The organism is Streptococcus suis, from assembly GCF_016743335.1.
Lineage (GTDB): Bacteria > Bacillota > Bacilli > Lactobacillales > Streptococcaceae > Streptococcus > Streptococcus suis_Y.
In genome coordinates this window covers 1-18737 of the sequence record NZ_WCJE01000044.1, presented here as the reverse complement: position 1 = coordinate 18737, position 18737 = coordinate 1, and the positions used below count along the sequence as shown (strand labels likewise).

Here is an 18737-nt window from a genome sequence, read left to right as displayed (position 1 = left end):
CGATTAATTTCATTAATAAAAAATAAATATCAAAACAAAATAACATCAAAATATACTTGTGTTCAATTTAGAACCAAACAGTACTATCTTTTAAGTATTAGTTTGGTTTTTTTGTGAGCACGAGTTTAAAATGTTTAAGCATAATAGTTGCCAAATTCAATATTATCTGATAAACTTGTTCTTGTAGTTGATACATGAACAGAAAGGGGAATCTTATGATGGATACAAAATTTTCAGTAGCCCTTCATATTCTGACCATGATCAGTGAGAGCAAGGAAATACTTAGCTCGCAAGCCTTGGCTGAGAGCGTTGGCACCAATGCCAGTTACATCCGCAAGGTGATTGCACTTTTGAAAAATGCAGGCTTAATCACTTCGCACCAAGGGCGATCAGGCTACCAATTGAGCAAGTCCCCTAAGGATATTAGCTTATTGGAAATCTACCTTGCGACGCAAGAAGTGGAGCATATTCGCCTATTTCAGATACACCAGAATGCCAATCTTACTTGTCCAGTTGGGCAGCATATAGAAGGCGCAATGGTTCCCATCTTTTCCAGTGTTGAACAAGAACTGGAAAATCAACTCAGTCGTCAATCCTTAGATAATGTGATTACTAATCTCTATCAATCCGCACAAGAAACCCGAATCTGACCTCGGTCAGATTTTATAAACTCAAACATAGACCTGTAAGTGATACAGGAACAAATCAAAGAATAGAAAAGAGAAGAACATGAAAGTAGCACAACACACATCTTATAACAAAAACAACATCACCCTTAACCTTACAGAAATTGCTAAACCACAAATCAAGCCTCACCAAGTCCTTGTCAAAGTGACCGCAGCAGGCGTTAATCCATTGGACAACATGATCTCGCGCGGAGATGTGAAATTGATTGTCCCTTACAAATTGCCGCAAACGGCTGGCAATGAAGTGGTTGGCTTGGTCGAAGAAGTAGGCTCAAGCGTGACGACATTTGCAGCAGGTGACCGTGTCTTTGGTCGTCTTCCGCTTGATAGTATCGGTGCTTTCGCTGAGTATGTAGCGGTTGACGCTCAAGCTCTTGCTAAGGTTCCTGCCTACTTGACAGATGAAGAAGCGGCTGCTGTTCCTTTGACAGCCTTGACCATCATGCAGGCCCTTGATCTCATGGGTGCTGAGGCAGGCAAGACCATCTTCATTTCTGGCGGAACTGGTGGTGTCGGTGGTATGGCTATTCCAATTGCCAAAGCCAAGGGCTTGAGAGTTATCACAAATGGTGACGGTGCAAGTGGTGAACGTGTCTTGAAACTCGGTGCAGACCAGTTTATTGATTACAAGACAGAAGATTACACCAAAACACTTAGCAATGTTGACTACGTCTTGGACACACTTGGTGGTGCAGAAACAGAAAAACAAATGTCAATCATGAAAAAAGGTGGACAGCTGGTTTCCCTTCGTGCCATGCCAAATGGTGAATTTGCCAAACGTATGAATTTGCCAAAATGGAAACAAATCTTGTTTGGCCTAGCCGGTCGTTCATTTGACAAAATGGCTAAAAAATACGGTGTTCACTACCATTTCATTTTCGTAGAGAGCAATGGTCGCCAGCTGCAAGAAGTAGCAGACATTTTCAGCAAGCTAGAAATCAAACCGTCTATCGATACCGTTTATCCATTTGAAGAAGTCAACGCAGCACTTGATAAGGTTGCCAACGGTCGTTCACGCGGAAAAACCGTCCTCAGTTTCAACTAAAACAATAGAATATACAAGGAAGAATCATGTCATATATTACAACTAAAAACCAATACATCACCGTTTCAAACAATAAAATCGCCTACCGAGAGCTCAGCAAGGGCAAGTCTGATATTCCTTTGGTCATGCTGGTTCACCTAGCGGCGACCTTGGACAACTGGGATCCAAAATTGCTGGATTTGCTGGCTGAAAAGCACCATGTAATTGTCCTAGACCTTCCTGGCGTGGGAGCTAGTCAAGGCAAGGTGGCTCCGACTATTCCAGGAATGGCTGAGCAGGCTGCTTCCATTATCAAGGCTTTGGGTCATGAGAAAATCAATTTGCTGGGTCTGTCTATGGGTGGTTTCATTGCTCAAGAAATCGTTCGTCTGGATAGTCAGCTGGTTAATCGCTTGATTTTAGCAGGTACAGGTCCTCGTGGTGGTTTTGAAGTCGATAAGGTGACTGGAAAAACCTTCCGCTACATGCTGAAGGCTGGTTTAGAGCGTATGGATCCAAAACGCTACATCTTCTACAACCATGATGAAGCAGGTCGTTTGGAGGCAGAAAAAGTCTTGGGTCGTATGGGGCAAAGAAGTGCTGCTCATGCAGACAAGGACATGAATGTCCCAGGATTTTTAACTCAGCTGAAAGCTATCAAACGCTAGGGAAGAGAGCCGCAAGATGATATGACCTTTATCACCCAACCAACTCTGATCGTCAATGGTGACAAAGATATGCAAGTTCCGACAGAAAATTCTTATATCATGCATGAGAAAATCAAAAATAGCCAACTGATTATTTATCCAAATGCAGGACACGGCTCGATCTTCCAAAATGCAGAGGATTTTTCGAAAGCCTTACTAGCCTTTTTGGAGGAAACCAATGCCTAAAACCATTTTAATCACAGGATCGACAGATGGAATCGGCAAACACCTAGCCATGAAACTGGCTAGTGAAGGCCATGAAGTGATCTTGCACGGGCGAAATAGCGAAAAGCTCCGTGTAGCCCTCAGTGATATTCAACTAAAAACAGGAAATAAAAAGATTCACGGCTACCTTGCAGACTTTTCCAAGTTAGCAGATGTCTATCGTTTCAGCCAAGAGATTAAACGAGATTTTGAGCAGATTGATGTCTTGGTAAACAATGCAGGTGCCTACTTTGGTGATGCTCGTGTGGCGACAGCGGAAAATATCGAGATGACCTTTATGCTGTCTGTTCAAGTTCCCTATATCTTGACGACGGAGTTGCTGCCCTTGCTGGAAAAAGCAGCAGGCAGGGTCATCCATACTTCTTCATTTATGCACCATTTTGCACAAACCAGAGGTTTGGATTTTGGTTTAGAGCAGAGCTATTCTGCAGCCATGGCTTACAATAATGCCAAACTATACACCATTTGGCTGGCCATTGCTCAGGCAGAGGCCTTAGAAAAGCAAGGGTCATCTGTGACCGTCAATGCCTACCATCCTGGCTTGATTGCGACAAATTTGGGCAATGATGGCGTCAAACGTAATCTGAAAAGTCGGATTCTCACCAGTCTGATGAAACCATTTTCCAAGGATTTAGACCAAGGGATTGAAACGGGTTACTACTTAAGCTTGTCACCAGAGGTAGCTGGGCAGTCAGGTCGTTATTATTCAGAGAAAAAAGTGGCACGGGTCAGCTTGAAGGGCTTTGATGTGCCAAAGAGCCAAGCCTTACTAGCCTATCTTGATAAGAAAATCCAAGTATTTAAGGAGAGCTACGGTGACTAAGATTTTGTTAGAAAACCTCCAACTGCCCAATGGTCAGGTCTTAGACAATCGCTTTTTCAAGTCCGCCATGAGCGAAACCCTGGCAGATAGTCAGGGAGCTCCCTCAGATGACCTGATCGCCTTATATGATTTTTGGGCCAAGCAGGGAATGGGCGTCTTAGTGACAGGTAATGTCATGGTGGACGGTCGCTATCTTGGTGAGCCAGGTAATGTGGTCCTTGATTCAGACGATCATCTGGCTCAATTTCGGAAATGGGCAGCCGTTAGGGAAAAGAACGGTGTGCCTATCTGGCTCCAGCTCAATCACCCTGGCAAACAGATGTATCGGTCGATCAATCAAACTCCGATTGCACCCAGTGCCATTCCGATTTCTGGAGGCTCAGCTTCGGCCTTTCGTCCACCGAGAGAAATGACCGTGTTTGACATCAAAGAAGCTAGAGATAAATTTATTGCAGCAGGCCTTTGGGCAAAAGCGGCAGGATTTACAGGTGTACAGTTACACGCTGCACATGGTTACTTGATCAATCAATTCCTCTCACCAGCAGATAATCAGCGGACGGACTGCTATGGTGGCAGTCTGGACAATCGCATGCGATTCTTGGTGGAAGTCTATCAAGGTCTGCGTGACAAAGTGGGACCAGATTTTACCATTGCTTTGAAATTGAATGCTTCTGATTTTAAGGAAGAGGGGTTTGGTTTTGAAGATTGTAAACATGTGGTGAAAACCATGTCTGACTTGGGTATCGACCTGATTGAAATTTCAGGTGGCAATTATGAGACGCCGGTTTTTGGTAGTGACTATGAGAATGGTGCTGGATTTGTGACCTACGCCCTTGCCTTAGCAGATTTGACTTCTGTTCCTATTGTTTCAACAGGCGGTTTCCGAAAAGTCACTCAGATGGAGGAGGCTATCAAGGATGGTGTGTCCATGATTGGTCTTGCCAGACCCTTTGTCCTTCGTCCAAGTCTTGTCAATGATTACCGTCAAGTCGGTGATGTGCAACTGACAACGCCTCGCCTGACAACAGGTCTTCCAAAACTAGATAAAGCCCTTGGTCCCATTATCGGTGTCAGTTATTACGAGGCCCAGATGAAACGCTTGTCCAAGGGAAAATCTGTCACCGTCAGTCAACATGCCTGGCCCTATCTTCTCCAAACCGTCAAGGCACACGGTCTGTCAGCCTTGAAACCGAGGAGGAAGTAGAATAGACTAGAAAAGGGAGTGGGAAAACGAACTCTTTTTTACCAGTCGAGTTCTTTCCCACTCCCTATTGCTTTCTAGAGATACAGATTTGGATAATGTCAGCCATCTCTTCAATCGATTCAGCACAGCCATTTCTCACCCACTTGGATACGACTTGTGTTATGCCTGCCAGAAAGAAGCTAGATACATAGGCAATTTGTACTGGATTTTGGATCCCTTGAGCATGGAAGCGAGGGGTAAAAATCAATTCTACCAAGTGTTCAAAGCGTTCTTTGTGGTGAAAATCTAATTCGTGACGGAGATAAATCTGATAGATTTTCTGGTGGTCTTTTACAAATTGTAGGTAGGAAATGAGGTAGGCATCGCCTGTTAGATCGGTTTCAATTGGTAGACTGTTAGCTGGATAAGATTGGAATTCAGCTAAGAAAAGTTGGGTAAGGTATTGATTGGCATCTTCTAACAAGTCAAATTGATTGTCATAATAATGGTAAAAAGTAGAGCGATGTACCCCAGCTTCCTGGCAAATTTTGCTGACGGAAATACGTCCAAATTCTTCCTCATCTAAGAGAAGAATCAATGCTTGTTGTAGTTTTGTTTTGGCTGATTCAGTCATAGTGTCCACTCCCTTGGTTTCATTACTTACTAGTTTACCTCAACATTCTGTTTGAAACAAGTCGCTTTTACTACTTTGTTTCATTTATGACAATTGATACAACTGACAAGTTTCTCCAAATCCCTAGCCTCTTCTTGGATGAATTTAACTGACTAGCACACGGCCTGTCAGCCTTGAAGCCAAGGAGGAAGTAGAATAAACTAGAAAAGATTTGAGGCTCCATCTCAGATCTTTTTTCTGCGATAAATGAACCTGTCAACAATTTTCAAAAAAAGTTGTAACAAAACTGTTGACAACTATTGGGGATTAGGATATACTAGTGTACGCAAAGTTGTAACAAAACAATTTACAACAAAAACATTTCGGAGGAAAAGAAAATGAAAATAGCAGTAGTAGCAGCGAACGGTAAAGCAGGTAGCTTGATTGTGAAAGAAGCGGTAGCACGTGGTTTTGAAGTAACGGCCATCGTTCGTGGTGAAAATAAGACAGTCGCACAGCAGGTTCTTCAAAAGGATGTTTTTGACCTGACAGCCGATGATGTGATTGGTTTTGATGCGGTAGTGGATGCAGTAGGTGCCTGGACAGCAGACACTGTGCATATGGTTCCTGATGCAGCCAAACATTTGGCGGCTATCCTAAAAGATTCACAAACACGCTTGCTTGTGGTTGGTGGAGCAGCAAGCCTCTATGTTAATCCAGAACATACCTTGACTGTGGCAGATGTGACAGAGTTTCCAGCGGAAGTATTGCCTGTGTTAAATGCTCACAAGGAAGCACTTGAGGCCCTTCGTCAAGTAGATGATGTCAACTGGACCTATGTAAGTCCGGCAGGTGATTTCCAAGCAGACTGCGAACGGACAGGTCGCTATATTCTTGGCGGTGAAGAGTTGGTCTTGAACAGCAAGGGAGAAAGCGTTATTTCCTATGCAGATTATGCTATTGGTATGATTGACGAGATTGCATCAGGTAATCATCTCAAAGCACGTATCAGCCTTGTCAGTGAGTAGAAGAGTTCTATGCAGATCTCAAATAAATTTACCATTGCCATTCATGCCTTGGCTTTTATCCATCTCTTTCAAGATCAGCAGCGTGTTACCAGCAAGGTTTTGGCGAACAGCATTCAAGCCAATCCTGTTATCATTCGCTCGGTTCTATCTGGTTTGAAGGATGCGGGAATTGTAGACGCTAAGCAGGGTAGCGGCGGTTTTCGTTTAGCAAAGCCACTTGATGACATTAGCCTTTATGACATCTTTGTTACGGTTGACAATATCGATAAGAAAGGCTTGTTTAATTTTCATGAAAATCCCCATCCCGACTGTATCGTAGGGGGGAATATCCATGCTGCTGTGGACGACAAACTCGTCCAAGTCCAGACAGCTATGGAGAAAGAATTGAAAACTATGTATATGTCTGATGTTCTGGTTGACTTAGAAAAAGCCATTGAAGAAAAAGTGAAAAGGACTTAAATGGGAGTGGGAAAGAACTCGACCATTCATCGAAGAGTTCGTCAACAAGTCTTTATTTCAAGTTGTTGAGCTGAAACAGTCTATCCCCAGACATCAATTTATGTGAGCTGACTGCCGTCAGCTTATATCTCCCACTTTAAAAGGTCTCCCAGACCTTTTAAACTCCCACCCCCGCATAGCTCCAAAGGTTCGGGGAACCTTTGGAGGTTGGAAATAGAGCGAACTTTGTTCGCCACAGTCGTAATGGTCAGATTTGGAGTGTAAAACACGAACAAATCTGCCAATCAACCACTGCGCTGAGATGTTGACACGAACTCTGAGTAGTGGTCTTGGGCTTTTTGCCCATCCTCACTATATATACAAAAAAGACTTAGAGTGACTGAACATCAGTTGCCTAAGTCTTTTTTGCTTGGTCTGGTCAAGAACGTTGACAAGCTTGCTCTATTGCTCACCCATCAACCGCATGATGTCATCAGGGCTTTCCTTACAGCCTCTAGCAACCCAAGTTTTAAGCACTCGGAAAAATCCTCCTACGATAAATTGCAGGTGAAAATCATCAGTCATGTCCCCCAGTCTTTCTTTGAAATAGCGATCCAAGACCTCCTCGAGCAAGTAGTCCAAATGGTTGGCAGTCAACAAGCGAATCTTATCCTGTTGCTCATACCAAAAGTCAAAAAATTGCCGTAAAGCTAGTAAGAGGTGAGCATCTGACCAATCCGACAAGTCAATCTGCCGTTCTGACAACCAGGCTTGCAACTCCATGTTGAAGGACCGTTCGAGCACCTCTTCCTTATTGGAAAAGTTTCGGTAAAAGGTTACCCGACCGATGCCAGCTCGCTCCACCAACTCTGACACACTAATCTTTTCAAAAGATTTGTCTTCCAACAACTCCCACAAAGCCTCCACGACACTCTCCACAAATAACGACTCTTTCCGCTTCACTCTTTCCATGCGAAACACTTCCTTTCATTTGTTTCCTTTTGGGCAAATAGCAGAGCTGGGACTAGTTTTCCCACTGTTCATCTGCTATACTAATAAAAAACGAAACACCTGTTTCTAAAAATATACCATAAAGGACAGAAAAAAGAAAGTATGAAAAAAGTTTGGAAAATAGTAGCGGCTGTAACAGTTGTTCTAGCCTTGCTTGGTTTTATTGCCTACAAAAAGACATTTGGCTGGTCAGCTCCTGAGCTTGTTGATCAGACCCCACAAGTGAATGAATGGTACCGCCTCAGTCCCGAAGGGGTTGTAGATTCTCAGGGCAATCAGGCACACGGCCTGCTTCGTATCGGTAAAGAGAAGAATAAGGTGATGGTCTATTTCTTTGGTGGTGGTGTGAGTATCAATGAAGAGACTGCTAGTGGTGGCACACGCTATTTTGCGACCACAACTGCTAACCAAGATTTTGTCGCAAAATGGGGAATTGGTAGTTCGCAGGAAGATAATCCATTTAAGGACTGGACTATGATTGTGCTTCCGTATGGGACAGGAGATTTTCATGCAGGGACCCAAAACTTTTCTTATATAGATGATAACGGAAAAGAGCAAGTAGTCCATCACCAAGGTTATTCCAATCTGATGAGTATTTTAGCAGCAGCCAAACCGCACGTTGGCAATCCCGATACGCTTCTGGTAACTGGATTTTCAGCTGGTGGGTTTGCAACATCATTGCTAGCGGATGAAGTGATTTCACAATTTCCCACCGCAGAAAATGTCACGGTTGCAGTGGACAGTTCCTTTTTGAGACATGATAACTGGAAAAGTATTGCGGAAAATGTCTGGAAGACCCCGACTTCCATTAGTGATCGTCTGCATTCAGACAATATTGTTCTAGATAGCTTAGTAGCCCTCCATGAGAAACGCGGAGATAGCGTTAAGATTTTATTTGACATTTCCTATCGAGATGGAATTCTTCAGCAATATCAGGCCTATATTGACCAAGGGAAACTAGCAGATGCAACAGAAGAGAGCAGTGAGCACTTTCAAAAAGAACTTAAAAAAATGATTCAAGAACTGCAATCTAAGATTGATGGCGTGGGTATTTTTATCTGGAATTATGGGCAAGATGAAAAAACTACCGCTACTCAGCATACTACCATAAACTTTCCAACGTTTTTCACTCCTATGTCTCAAGACAAGAGTGTGGCAGAATGGCTGGATGATGCGGTTAACGGAGAGGTAAAGAGTTATGGATTAGAACTATTAGATTAGGAGAACAACATGAAAAAATTCAAAAAAATCATCTTATGGATCCTTGGGATTGTAGCTAGTCTCGGTATCATTGCTTATGTGTCTGTTACCAATCATCCGCAGTTGATGGTCGGTGTCATTCAATCGTTTATGTACCAGGAGAGTTCGCCGAACTCTTACAGTCCCCTTTATGATCCCATTGATGGTCTGAAAGAGAATGGTCAGTATTTGAAAAGTGAGATTGCCTATAGCAAGGACTATCCTAACAGCTTTTTAGATATTACCTATCCAGACCAAAATTTTGAAGTTGACCGTCCAACCCTCTTCTATTTCCACGGTGGTGGATTCTTTGGAGGGAGTAAAAATATGGGTGACCCACTGGCTGCCAGCCAAGCGACCTATCTCATTGACGATATCGTGTCAAAAGGTTACAACGTTGTTAATGTTGACTACGCTTTGGTGCCCGATTACCATTTTCCAACACCTGTGATTCAAATGAATCAGGCTATCGCCTACATGAAGGAACATGCCGAAGAATATCACTTGAACATGGATAATGTTGTCTTGATGGGTTCATCAGCGGGTGCCATCATGGTTGCTCAATATGGTAGTGTCTTAGCCAATCAGGAGTACGCTCAGCTATTGAACATTGAACCAAGTATTGCAAAAGAACATGTCAAGGCTCTGGTTATCGACGATGCTCCCTTAGATTATGCCAAATTTAGCTTAGGTACGAAGATGTTGGTTGGAAATTATGTTTCAGAAACCATTTATCTAAGTGAGGAAGAAATCAATGCCTATAACCCGATTTCACATGTGAACAAGGACTACCCAGCTAGTTTCCTTCTGGGAAGCGAGTATCGAACAGATATGGTATCGCTCAACAAGGCCTTGAAGCAAGCGGGAGTTGAAAATGAATTGGTCGATCCTTTGGCAGAAGAAGGGCTTGAAAAGCCACATGGTTTTGTGGCGAATTTGCGAACCGACCCGGTGTCTGCCAAAGCATTTGAGCGGATGATGACTTTTATAGACGATAGAACCAAGGAGTAACATGAATACCAAGAATTTTTACTGGGTACGAGAACCAGAAAATTATCAGATTTCGGAAAAAGAAATTAGAATCACAACCCAAGCTCATACAGACTTGTGGCAGAAAACCTATTACCATTTTGTCAATGACAATGCTCCCTGCTTTTGATGGATACGGAGGAAGAGTATTTCTCCTTTACAGTTAAGACGGATTTTTCCAATAGTCATACCCGCTTTGACCAGTGTGGTGTTGTGGTCTATCAGGATTCGGAAAACTGGATTAAGGGCTCGATTGAGTATGAAAATGAAGATTTTCAGCATTTGGGCAGCGTTGTGACCAATCAGGGCTTTTCAGATTGGGCAACCCAGGAAATTCCAGCTTCTGTCAAGTCAATTTACTACCGTTTGAGCCGACGGGGCAGTGATTTTTGCATCGAAAATTCTAAAGACGGTGTTCATTTTGAGCAGATGCGGATCTGCCACCTGCATCAAGGCAGTGGGAAAATTCGTTTTGGTATCTATGCCTGTTCGCCAGAAGACTCATCTTTTGAAGCGATCTTTTCAGAAATGAGTTTGACTGACTGCAAATGGCTAGCCCACGACGGTCAACAACCAGACTAGAAGATTGGGCAGAAGCTCCGCTCTGCCATTTGCCAAAAGTCCGTTATAAAATCGTTGAAATCCTTGTTAATTGTGTTATAATGAAGAGTATGCAATAAAATTTTAAGGAGAATGACAGAATGTCTGTATCATTTGAAGCAAAAGAAACAAACCGCGGCGTTTTGACTTTCACAATCGGTCAAGATGCAATCAAACCAGAATTGGACCGCGTTTTCAACAAAGTTAAGAAAGATATCAATCTTCCAGGTTTCCGTAAAGGTCACTTGCCACGTGCCGTTTTCAACCAAAAATTTGGTGAAGAAGCACTTTATCAAGATGTTGTAAATGCATTGTTACCAGCAGCTTATGAAGCAGCGGTTGCAGAAGCTGGTCTTGAAGTAGTTGCACAACCAAAAATTGACGTTGTGTCTATGGAAAAAGGCCAAGACTGGACAATCACTGCGGAAGTTGTGACAAAACCTGAAGTAAAATTGGGTGACTACAAAAACTTGGCAGTTTCAGTAGAAGCTACTAAAGAAGTAACAGACGAAGAAGTTGACGCAAAAATCGAAGCTGCACGCAACAACTTGGCTGAATTGGTTATCAAAGAAGGACCAGCAGCTGAAGGCGATACAGTTGTGATCGACTTTGTAGGTTCTGTTGACGGTGTTGAATTTGACGGTGGTAAAGGTGAGAACTTCTCGCTTGGACTTGGTTCAGGTCAATTCATCCCAGGTTTTGAAGACCAATTGGTAGGTCACGCAGCTGGTGAAGAAGTGAACGTTGAAGTGACTTTCCCAGAAGACTACCAAGCAGCTGACCTTGCAGGTAAACCAGCTCTCTTCGTGACAAAAATCCACGAAGTAAAAGCAAAAGAAGTTCCAGCTTTAGATGATGAATTGGCAAAAGATATCGACGAAGAAGTAGAAACGCTTGATGAGTTGAAAGCTAAGTACCGCAAAGAATTGGAAGCAGCAAAAGAAGTTGCCTTTGACGATGCAGTTGAATCAGCAGCTCTTGAATTGGCTGTAGAAAACGCTGAAATCGTTGAATTGCCAGAAGAAATGATTCACGAAGAAGTTCACCGTGCGATCAATGAATTCTTGGGTGGTATGCAACAACAAGGTATCTCACCAGATATGTACTTCCAAATCACTGGTACAACTCGTGATGACCTTCATAAACAATACGAAGCGGATGCTGAAAAACGTACTAAGACTAACTTGGTTGTTGAAGCAGTAGCTAAAGCAGAAGGTTTCGAAGCAACTGAAGAAGAAATCAACAAAGAAATCGAAGACTTGGCAGCAACTTACAACATGGAAGTGGCACAAGTTCGTAGCTTGCTTTCACCAGAAATGCTCAAACACGATATCGCTGTGAAGAAAGCTGTAGAAGTGATCACAAGCACTGCAACTGTAAAATAATATAGTGAAAATTGGAAACTCGACTTGGTCGGGTTTTCTTTTTGTTTTTTGATAAATTAGTATATATTTTTTTAAAAAAATACTTGACTGGTTAATATTCTTGTGATATAGTTAACTGGTTAACAAAGGAGGTAGTTATGTTAAAGAAAGTGATAAGAGGCTGTTTTGTTGCCTTATTCGGTTTTGTTTTAGCAGCTTGCTCGGCTCAAAAGGAAGCGAGTCAAGTGCAGCCAGGAATGAAAATAGTCACCTCGTTTTACCCTATTTATTCACTGGTTAAGGAAGTATCAGGGAATAAAAATGATGTTCGAATGATTGGCTCAAGACAGGGCATACACTCTTATGAACCATCGGCTGCGGACATAAAGGCCATATACGATGCAGATGTTTTTATCTATCATTCGCGAATTTTGGAATCCTGGGCAGGACGTTTGGAACCTAATTTGCAAGGTTCATCTGTCAAGGTTTTGGAGGCTTCGACAAATTTACCGCTGACAAAGGTTCCAGGGTTAGAAGACATGGAAGCTGGTCAAGGGATTGATGAAGCTAGTTTATATGATCCCCACACATGGCTGGATCCAGTTTTGGTTGGTCAGGAAGCTGTTGCGATTGGTGAACTTTTAGCAGAAAGTTATCCTAAGAATGCGGATTATTATCGTCAAAATGCCGCAACTTTAGAGGAAAAGGCGCAAAAGTTGGCTGACAAATATATTCCAATCTTTGCTAAGGCCAGTTCAAAAACCTTCGTGACCCAACACACTGCCTTTTCCTATACTGCCCAACGATTCGGTCTAAAGCAGTTGGGGATAGCAGGGGTGTCTGAGGAAGAGCCTAGCCCAAGGCAGTTGGCAGAGATTAAAGAGTTTGTCGACACTTACAAGGTACAAACAATTTTTACCGAAAAGGGAACGTCGGATAAATTAGCTAAGGCTCTGGCAACTTCGACAGGTGTGGACTTAAAGGTCTTGGATCCTCTAGAAGCAGACCCTGAAAATAACTTGACCTATTTAGAAAACTTAGAGCAGGTTTTAGAGACACTTGCTCAAGAATTGAAATAATAATCACATAAAGGAGAAAAAATGAAGAAAAAAGCAGTTGTTGGCTCCGTAGCCGCCCTTGTTTTAGGGATGAGTCTCTGTAGCTATCAGCTTGGACGTTTCCAAGCGATGGAAGAGCAAAAAAATCGTGTGTCCTATATTGAAGATAGTCAAAGTGTACAAACTACCGTTGCTGAACAATTAACACCTGATCAAGTTTCTGCCAAGGAAAATATTGACGCTGAGCAGATAGTCGTTAAAATTACTGATCAAGGCTATGTGACATCACACGGTGACCATTTCCACTACTATAATGGTAAAGTCCCCTTTGATGCGATTTTTAGTGAAGAGTTGGTCATGAAGGACCCAAACTATGTCTTACAAGACAGTCACATCATCAATGAAGTCCAGGATGGCTACGTCATAAAAGTTGATGGGAAATACTATCTCTATCTAAAAGACCCTAGCAAACATAAAAATGTTCGTAGCAAAGAAGAAGTGGAGCGTCAAAAAGGAATCTCTTCTGCTGACAGTAAGAATCAGGCAGCAGGAAATAGTAAAGACGGCCGCTACAGAACAGACGATGGCTATGTCTTTAATCCGACAGATGTTATTGAAGACACGGGAGATGGTTTTATCGTTCCGCACGGCGACCATTTCCACTTTATTCCTAAAAAAGATTTATCAGCTGCCGAATTGAAGGCTGCTCAAGATTACTGGAATCAAAAAGGAAGTGTGAGCTCGGCTAGTGGTAGTCAATATGGCGATAGAAATAATAGAACTCAGCAGATAACAATTAGTGCGGGGCAAGGTCAGGATTTGGCTAGTTTATTGGCTCAATTGGATGCAACACCCCTATCTCAACGCCATGTAGAAGTGGATGGATTGGTATTTGACCCAAGAACGATTACGAAGAAAACCGCAGCAGGTGTCATCGTTCCACACGGCGATCATTACCACTTTATTCCATACAGCCAGATGTCTCCTCTAGAAGAGAAGATTTCTAGAATGATTGGTGTAAATGGAGCAGGTGTTTCTTCTGGCGCACAGGCAAGTCACTCCCAACATACACCAACACAACCAAATCGTCCAGTAACACCAATCGGCACGGTTACAACGCAACCGGTATCGCCTACACAACCAGTATTACCAACACAACCGAAGCAGTCAACAGGGAAAGTGGTTTCCTATATGGGACGTCAAATTCCTGCTTACGGAAAAGGTTTAGATGGTAGGGCATATTTTACAAGTGATGGATACACCTTTAGCAAAGACTCTATTACCTCAGTTGATGATCAAGGGCTGATAGCTAGTCATGGAGATCATTTCCATTATGTTGGTTTTGGAGAACTCGAAGATTTTGAAATCAAGCAAGTAGAGGAATGGGTTAATGAGAAGGCGGGCAAACAAGTGCCACCGAAAACATCTGAACAAGTAGGAAACGATGCTAAACCCACAACACCAAGTCAAGGGACTGATTCAAAACCTGTAAAACCAATTCAAAAAGAAAATCGCCCTGCATTTGAATACAAACAAGTAACGGCTAAACGTAAATTGGCTGGAAAAGTTGTTTATGAAATGGAAGTAGGTGGAAAAACTTATACGTATGGTCGTGACGAACTAGATTTGATGAAGATCTCTTTTGCTGAGTTGACTTTGGCAGAAAAAGATAAGCAGTATATCTTTGATATTGCACCGCTTGCAGAAGGAGATCTTAAGCCAGCCATGTTGGTCGGTATGGATCAAATTCCGATGAAGGGAGCGAATGCAACCTATGATACTGGACAATCCTTTATTATTCCACACATTGATCACATCCACGTCCTACCTTACACATGGTTGAGTAAGGAACAAATTGCAACGATCCGCTATATCATGCAACATCCTGAAATTCGTCCATCTGCTTGGACTACAAGTGGACATGGTGATGGAGAAGCAACGGATCTTGTTCCCCCAATTCTAAATGCAACACCTAAAGCAAACCGCTTAGGCTTGAAAAATTGGCAAATCATTCACACCGCAGAAGAAGTCATGGATGCACGTGCAAAAGGGAAATTTGCAACAAATGACGGCTATATCTTCTCGGCGGAAGACGTACTAGATCCAGCAAGTTTTGTCTTTAGTCAAGCATTCAGTCTACCAAGAGCGACAGGTGGTTCTCTGCGTTCAATTTCCAAGAAAGATTTATCTAAAGAAGAATTGGAAGCCGTACAAACTCTTCTTGATAAACGAGACGCTGAAGAATTGGCGAAAAATGTCACACCGATTGAGAAACGTGCAGGTTTGAAAAATTGGCAAATTGTTCACTCGGCAGAAGAATTGGCAGAAGCTAAGGCGGCAGGAAAATATACAACAAAAGATGGCTATATTTTTGACCCAGCAGATCTATTAGATCCCAAAGTGAAAATAGGTACGGATAACTATCGCATCCCACGTGTGATTACAGATGGTTACCGTCGGATTAACAAGAGTGATTTGAATTACTTAAGCGAGCTGATCCCAGCAGAGGCTATGGTAGCTCAACGTGAGAAATCTAATTCTAGTTTACCGTCAACACCTGCACCAACTGAAACAGGAGCAAGTGCAGGCGAGATAACAACGCCAGAACAGCCACAAGTTGCCAAAGAAACAGCAGAGGAAATTTACAACCGAGTTGAAGCGAAGAAAGTCGTTCCTTTCGAAGCACTGACCTACAATGCTGGCTATGCGACCGAAGTACGCAACGGGACTCTGGTAATTCCGCATCAAGATCACTATCACTATGTATCCTTTAAATGGTTTGATCAAGGTAGTGCAAGAAGTCCTGAAGGGTATAGTTTAGAAGATTTCCTAGCAACGGTTAAGTACTACATGACTAATCCACAAGAACGCCCAGTTTCAGACGATGGCTGGGGAGTATTTATACCAAATACACCATCTGAATCAACAGAAGAAACAGAGACGGAAGAAAGTGATGAAGAAATTATTTCTGAAGAAACCGAGGAAATTGACGAGTTTACAGAAGAATTAAAGCGAAGAGCAGAAGAGTTCGGCATGGACTTCAAAACCTTTGAACAAAGTCTGGTCACACTCTCAGACCGTTACAAAGTTTCTTTTGAAGCTTTCGAATATGATGCAACAAGCAAAGTTGTTCGACTTGTAGATAAGGATGGAGTCAAACGGACCATCTCCCTTCCAAGTTTAGAAGAACAAGTATAGTAAACAAAATACCTGTAGCGCTGAGCTCTGCAGGTATTTTTTTACAGAAAAACGATAAAGATTATCTTTGACTATTTGCCTTTTTTAGCGTAAAATAGAAAGGAAAGACAAAAAAGGAGAACAGCCTTGGAACTTAACGTATTTGCAGGACAAGAAAAAAGCGAACTTTCCATGATTGAAGTAGCCCGTGCTATTTTGGAAGAACGTGGACGTGACAACGAAATGTATTTCAACGACTTGGTCAATGAAATTCAAAACTACCTTGAAAAATCAAACAGCGAGATTCGCGCAGCCCTCCCAACCTTCTATTCTGATTTGAATGTGGATGGAAGCTTCATTCCACTTGGCGAAAACAAATGGGGCTTACGTTCTTGGTACGCAATCGATGAGATTGACGAAGAAGTGATCACTCTTGAAGAAGATGACGAAGATGCACCAAAACGCAAGAAGAAACGTGTCAATGCCTTCATGGACGGTGATGAGGATGCAATTGACTACGGACATGACGATCCAGAAGATGAGGACAACTATCCGGGTAGTGCATCATCAGAATACGATGATGAAAATCCAGATGACGAAAAAGATGAAGTTGAGTCCTATGATTCAGAAATCAACGAAATTATCCCAGATGACGAATTGGATGAAGAGGATGTTGATTTAGGTGAAGATGACGACGAGTATTCAGATGAAGAGGTCGTCGACGAATAAGAATTATATCCCCCTAGATTCTTAAAAATAATTTGACAAGACTACCAAATTACGATAAGATACTATCGGGCACCTCTTTTGAGGTCGGAGCTCCCTAGCGATAGGGAGCTATTTTTGTTTTTTCTTCAAGTTAACAGGAAGTATCCCCACAAATTGCTTCCTATTAGCCTGAATCGTAGAAAAGGAGTTTGCATGACAAAGTATATTTTTGTAACAGGTGGCGTTGTTTCCTCTATCGGCAAAGGGATTGTAGCAGCCAGCCTAGGTCGTTTATTGAAGAACCGAGGTCTCAAGGTAACAATCCAAAAATTTGATCCATACATCAATATTGACCCGGGAACAATGAGTCCGTATCAACACGGTGAAGTTTTTGTGACGGACGACGGCGCAGAAACCGACTTGGACCTTGGGCATTATGAGCGTTTCATCGACATTAACCTGAACAAATATTCAAATGTTACAACAGGTAAAATTTATAGCGAAGTCCTCCGTAAAGAGCGTAAAGGGGAATACTTAGGGGCAACAGTTCAAGTTATTCCACACATTACAGATGCTTTGAAAGACAAAATCAAGCGTGCAGCTCGTACTACAGATGCAGATGTCATCATCACGGAAGTAGGTGGTACAGTAGGTGATATTGAAAGCTTGCCATTCCTTGAAGCACTTCGTCAGATGAAGGCAGATGTCGGTTCAGACAATGTTATGTATATCCATACAACACTCTTGCCTTATCTCAAAGCAGCAGGCGAAATGAAAACTAAGCCAACACAACATTCTGTAAAAGAGTTGCGTGGTCTAGGTATTCAGCCCAACATGTTGGTAATTCGGACAGAGCAGCCTGCTGGACAAGGAATTAAAAATAAACTGGCACAATTCTGTGATGTTGCTCCAGAAGCAGTTATTGAGTCCTTGGATGTCGAACATCTTTACCAAATCCCATTAAATATGCAAGCGCAGAACATGGATCAAATTGTTTGCGATCACTTGAAGCTCGACGTACCTCCAGCAGATATGACAGAGTGGACAGCGATGGTAAACAAGGTTCTTAATCTCCAGAAAAAAGTAAAAATCGCTTTAGTTGGTAAGTATGTAGAATTACAAGATGCCTATATTTCTGTAGTTGAAGCTCTAAAACACTCAGGATATGCAAATGATGCTGCTATCGAATTGGACTGGGTCAATGCAAATGATTTGACAGCAGAAAACGTAGCTGAACGTCTAGGACAAGCACAAGGAATTATCGTTCCTGGTGGCTTTGGACAACGTGGTACAGAAGGGAAAATACAAGCCATTCGTTATGCTCGTGAGAATGACGTGCCAATGCTAGGGGTCTGCTTGGGAATGCAGCTGACCTGTGTAGAATTTGCTCGTCACGTTCTCGGTTTAGAAGGTGCTAACAGCTTTGAATTAGACCCAGAAACAAAATATCCAATTATTGACATCATGCGTGATCAAATTGGTGTGGAAGATTTAGGAGGAACTCTCCGCCTAGGTCTTTATCCAAGCAAGCTCAAACGTGGCTCCAAGGCTGCAGCTGCTTATGATAATCAAGAAGTTGTACAACGTCGCCATCGTCATCGTTATGAGTTTAACAATGAATTCCGTGAACAATTTGAAAAAGCAGGTTTTGTTTTCTCGGGCGTGTCACCAGACAACCGTTTGGTAGAAATTGTTGAAATTCCAGAAAATAAATTCTTCGTTGCCTGCCAATATCATCCAGAACTACAATCTCGTCCTAATCGCCCTGAAGGTTTGTATACAGCCTTTATTTCAGCAGCTATGGAGAATGAAAAATAAGTATAG

General features: G+C 42.5%; 15 protein-coding genes and 2 pseudogenes. 15 read left to right on the top strand and 2 right to left on the bottom strand.

Features of this window, described 5'->3' with window-relative positions; all coding sequences use genetic code 11:
• The first annotated feature begins 218 nt into the window (after window positions 1-218).
• The 5 genes and pseudogenes from F9856_RS10330 (at window position 219) to F9856_RS10310 (ending at window position 4669) form a co-directional block, all read left to right on the top strand.
• Window positions 219-650: an Rrf2 family transcriptional regulator gene (locus F9856_RS10330; protein ID WP_174850683.1), complete on the top strand. Its 432-nt coding sequence runs from the start codon at window positions 219-221 to the stop codon at window positions 648-650.
• A 79-nt stretch (window positions 651-729) separates the two neighbouring features.
• Window positions 730-1731, top strand: a complete 1002-nt coding sequence (locus tag F9856_RS10325; RefSeq protein WP_174850682.1) for an NADP-dependent oxidoreductase — start codon at window positions 730-732, stop codon at window positions 1729-1731.
• A gap of 26 nt (window positions 1732-1757) precedes the next feature.
• Window positions 1758-2603 (top strand): annotated as a pseudogene (locus tag F9856_RS10320) (alpha/beta fold hydrolase).
• A complete protein-coding gene (locus F9856_RS10315) occupies window positions 2596-3465 on the top strand; it encodes an SDR family NAD(P)-dependent oxidoreductase (protein ID WP_202106544.1) in 870 nt (289 codons plus the stop codon). The pseudogene F9856_RS10320 and the gene F9856_RS10315 overlap by 8 nt, the downstream one beginning before the upstream one ends.
• Window positions 3458-4669 (top strand): NADH:flavin oxidoreductase/NADH oxidase family protein, encoded by a 1212-nt coding sequence (locus F9856_RS10310; RefSeq protein WP_202106543.1) that lies wholly within the window; start codon window positions 3458-3460, stop codon window positions 4667-4669. The genes F9856_RS10315 and F9856_RS10310 overlap by 8 nt, the downstream gene beginning before the upstream one ends.
• Before the next feature lie 64 nt (window positions 4670-4733).
• On the opposite strand, the gene F9856_RS10305 is transcribed toward F9856_RS10310, so the two are convergent.
• A complete protein-coding gene (locus F9856_RS10305; RefSeq protein WP_202106542.1) occupies window positions 4734-5282 on the bottom strand; it encodes a TetR/AcrR family transcriptional regulator in 549 nt (182 codons plus the stop codon).
• A gap of 377 nt (window positions 5283-5659) precedes the next feature.
• Here F9856_RS10305 and F9856_RS10300 point away from each other — a divergent pair, with 377 nt between their 5' ends.
• Both F9856_RS10300 and F9856_RS10295 read left to right on the top strand, forming a co-directional pair.
• On the top strand, window positions 5660-6289 hold the full coding sequence (locus tag F9856_RS10300; protein WP_202106541.1) for an NAD(P)-dependent oxidoreductase: 630 nt from the start codon (window positions 5660-5662) through the stop codon (window positions 6287-6289).
• 9 nt (window positions 6290-6298) lie between these two features.
• Complete coding sequence (locus F9856_RS10295) at window positions 6299-6748, top strand: Rrf2 family transcriptional regulator (RefSeq protein ID WP_029187645.1); 450 nt, start codon at window positions 6299-6301, stop codon at window positions 6746-6748.
• A 441-nt stretch (window positions 6749-7189) separates the two neighbouring features.
• Here the strand turns inward: F9856_RS10295 and F9856_RS10290 are convergent, their stop codons facing one another.
• Entirely contained in the window at window positions 7190-7699 is a 510-nt protein-coding gene (locus F9856_RS10290; RefSeq protein ID WP_024402433.1) for a TetR/AcrR family transcriptional regulator, read from the bottom strand.
• Between the two features lie 141 nt (window positions 7700-7840).
• Between F9856_RS10290 and F9856_RS10285 the strand changes: the two genes are divergently transcribed.
• The 8 genes and pseudogenes from F9856_RS10285 to F9856_RS10250 all read left to right on the top strand — a co-directional run bounded on the left by F9856_RS10285 (window position 7841) and on the right by F9856_RS10250 (window position 18731).
• Window positions 7841-8959: a pectin acetylesterase-family hydrolase gene (locus F9856_RS10285; RefSeq protein ID WP_202106540.1), complete on the top strand. Its 1119-nt coding sequence runs from the start codon at window positions 7841-7843 to the stop codon at window positions 8957-8959.
• 9 nt (window positions 8960-8968) lie between these two features.
• A complete protein-coding gene (locus F9856_RS10280; RefSeq protein WP_202106539.1) occupies window positions 8969-9988 on the top strand; it encodes an alpha/beta hydrolase in 1020 nt (339 codons plus the stop codon).
• 1 nt (window position 9989) lies between these two features.
• A pseudogene (locus F9856_RS10275) lies at window positions 9990-10588 on the top strand (DUF1349 domain-containing protein).
• Window positions 10589-10707: 119 nt separating this feature from the next.
• The gene (gene tig, locus F9856_RS10270) at window positions 10708-11991 is read left to right on the top strand and encodes a trigger factor (RefSeq protein WP_202106538.1); all 1284 of its coding nucleotides are present in this window, start codon (window positions 10708-10710) and stop codon (window positions 11989-11991) included.
• Window positions 11992-12128: 137 nt separating this feature from the next.
• A complete protein-coding gene (locus tag F9856_RS10265; protein ID WP_202106537.1) occupies window positions 12129-13049 on the top strand; it encodes a metal ABC transporter solute-binding protein, Zn/Mn family in 921 nt (306 codons plus the stop codon).
• Between the two features lie 21 nt (window positions 13050-13070).
• Window positions 13071-16226 carry a pneumococcal-type histidine triad protein gene (locus tag F9856_RS10260; RefSeq protein WP_202106536.1) on the top strand — a complete coding sequence of 1052 codons (3156 nt, stop codon included), beginning with the start codon at window positions 13071-13073 and terminating at the stop codon, window positions 16224-16226.
• A gap of 126 nt (window positions 16227-16352) precedes the next feature.
• Window positions 16353-16934 (top strand): DNA-directed RNA polymerase subunit delta, encoded by a 582-nt coding sequence (rpoE, locus tag F9856_RS10255; RefSeq protein WP_014637475.1) that lies wholly within the window; start codon window positions 16353-16355, stop codon window positions 16932-16934.
• Between the two features lie 192 nt (window positions 16935-17126).
• Entirely contained in the window at window positions 17127-18731 is a 1605-nt protein-coding gene (locus tag F9856_RS10250; RefSeq protein WP_202106535.1) for a CTP synthase, read from the top strand.
• The last annotated feature ends 6 nt before the right edge of the window (window positions 18732-18737 follow it).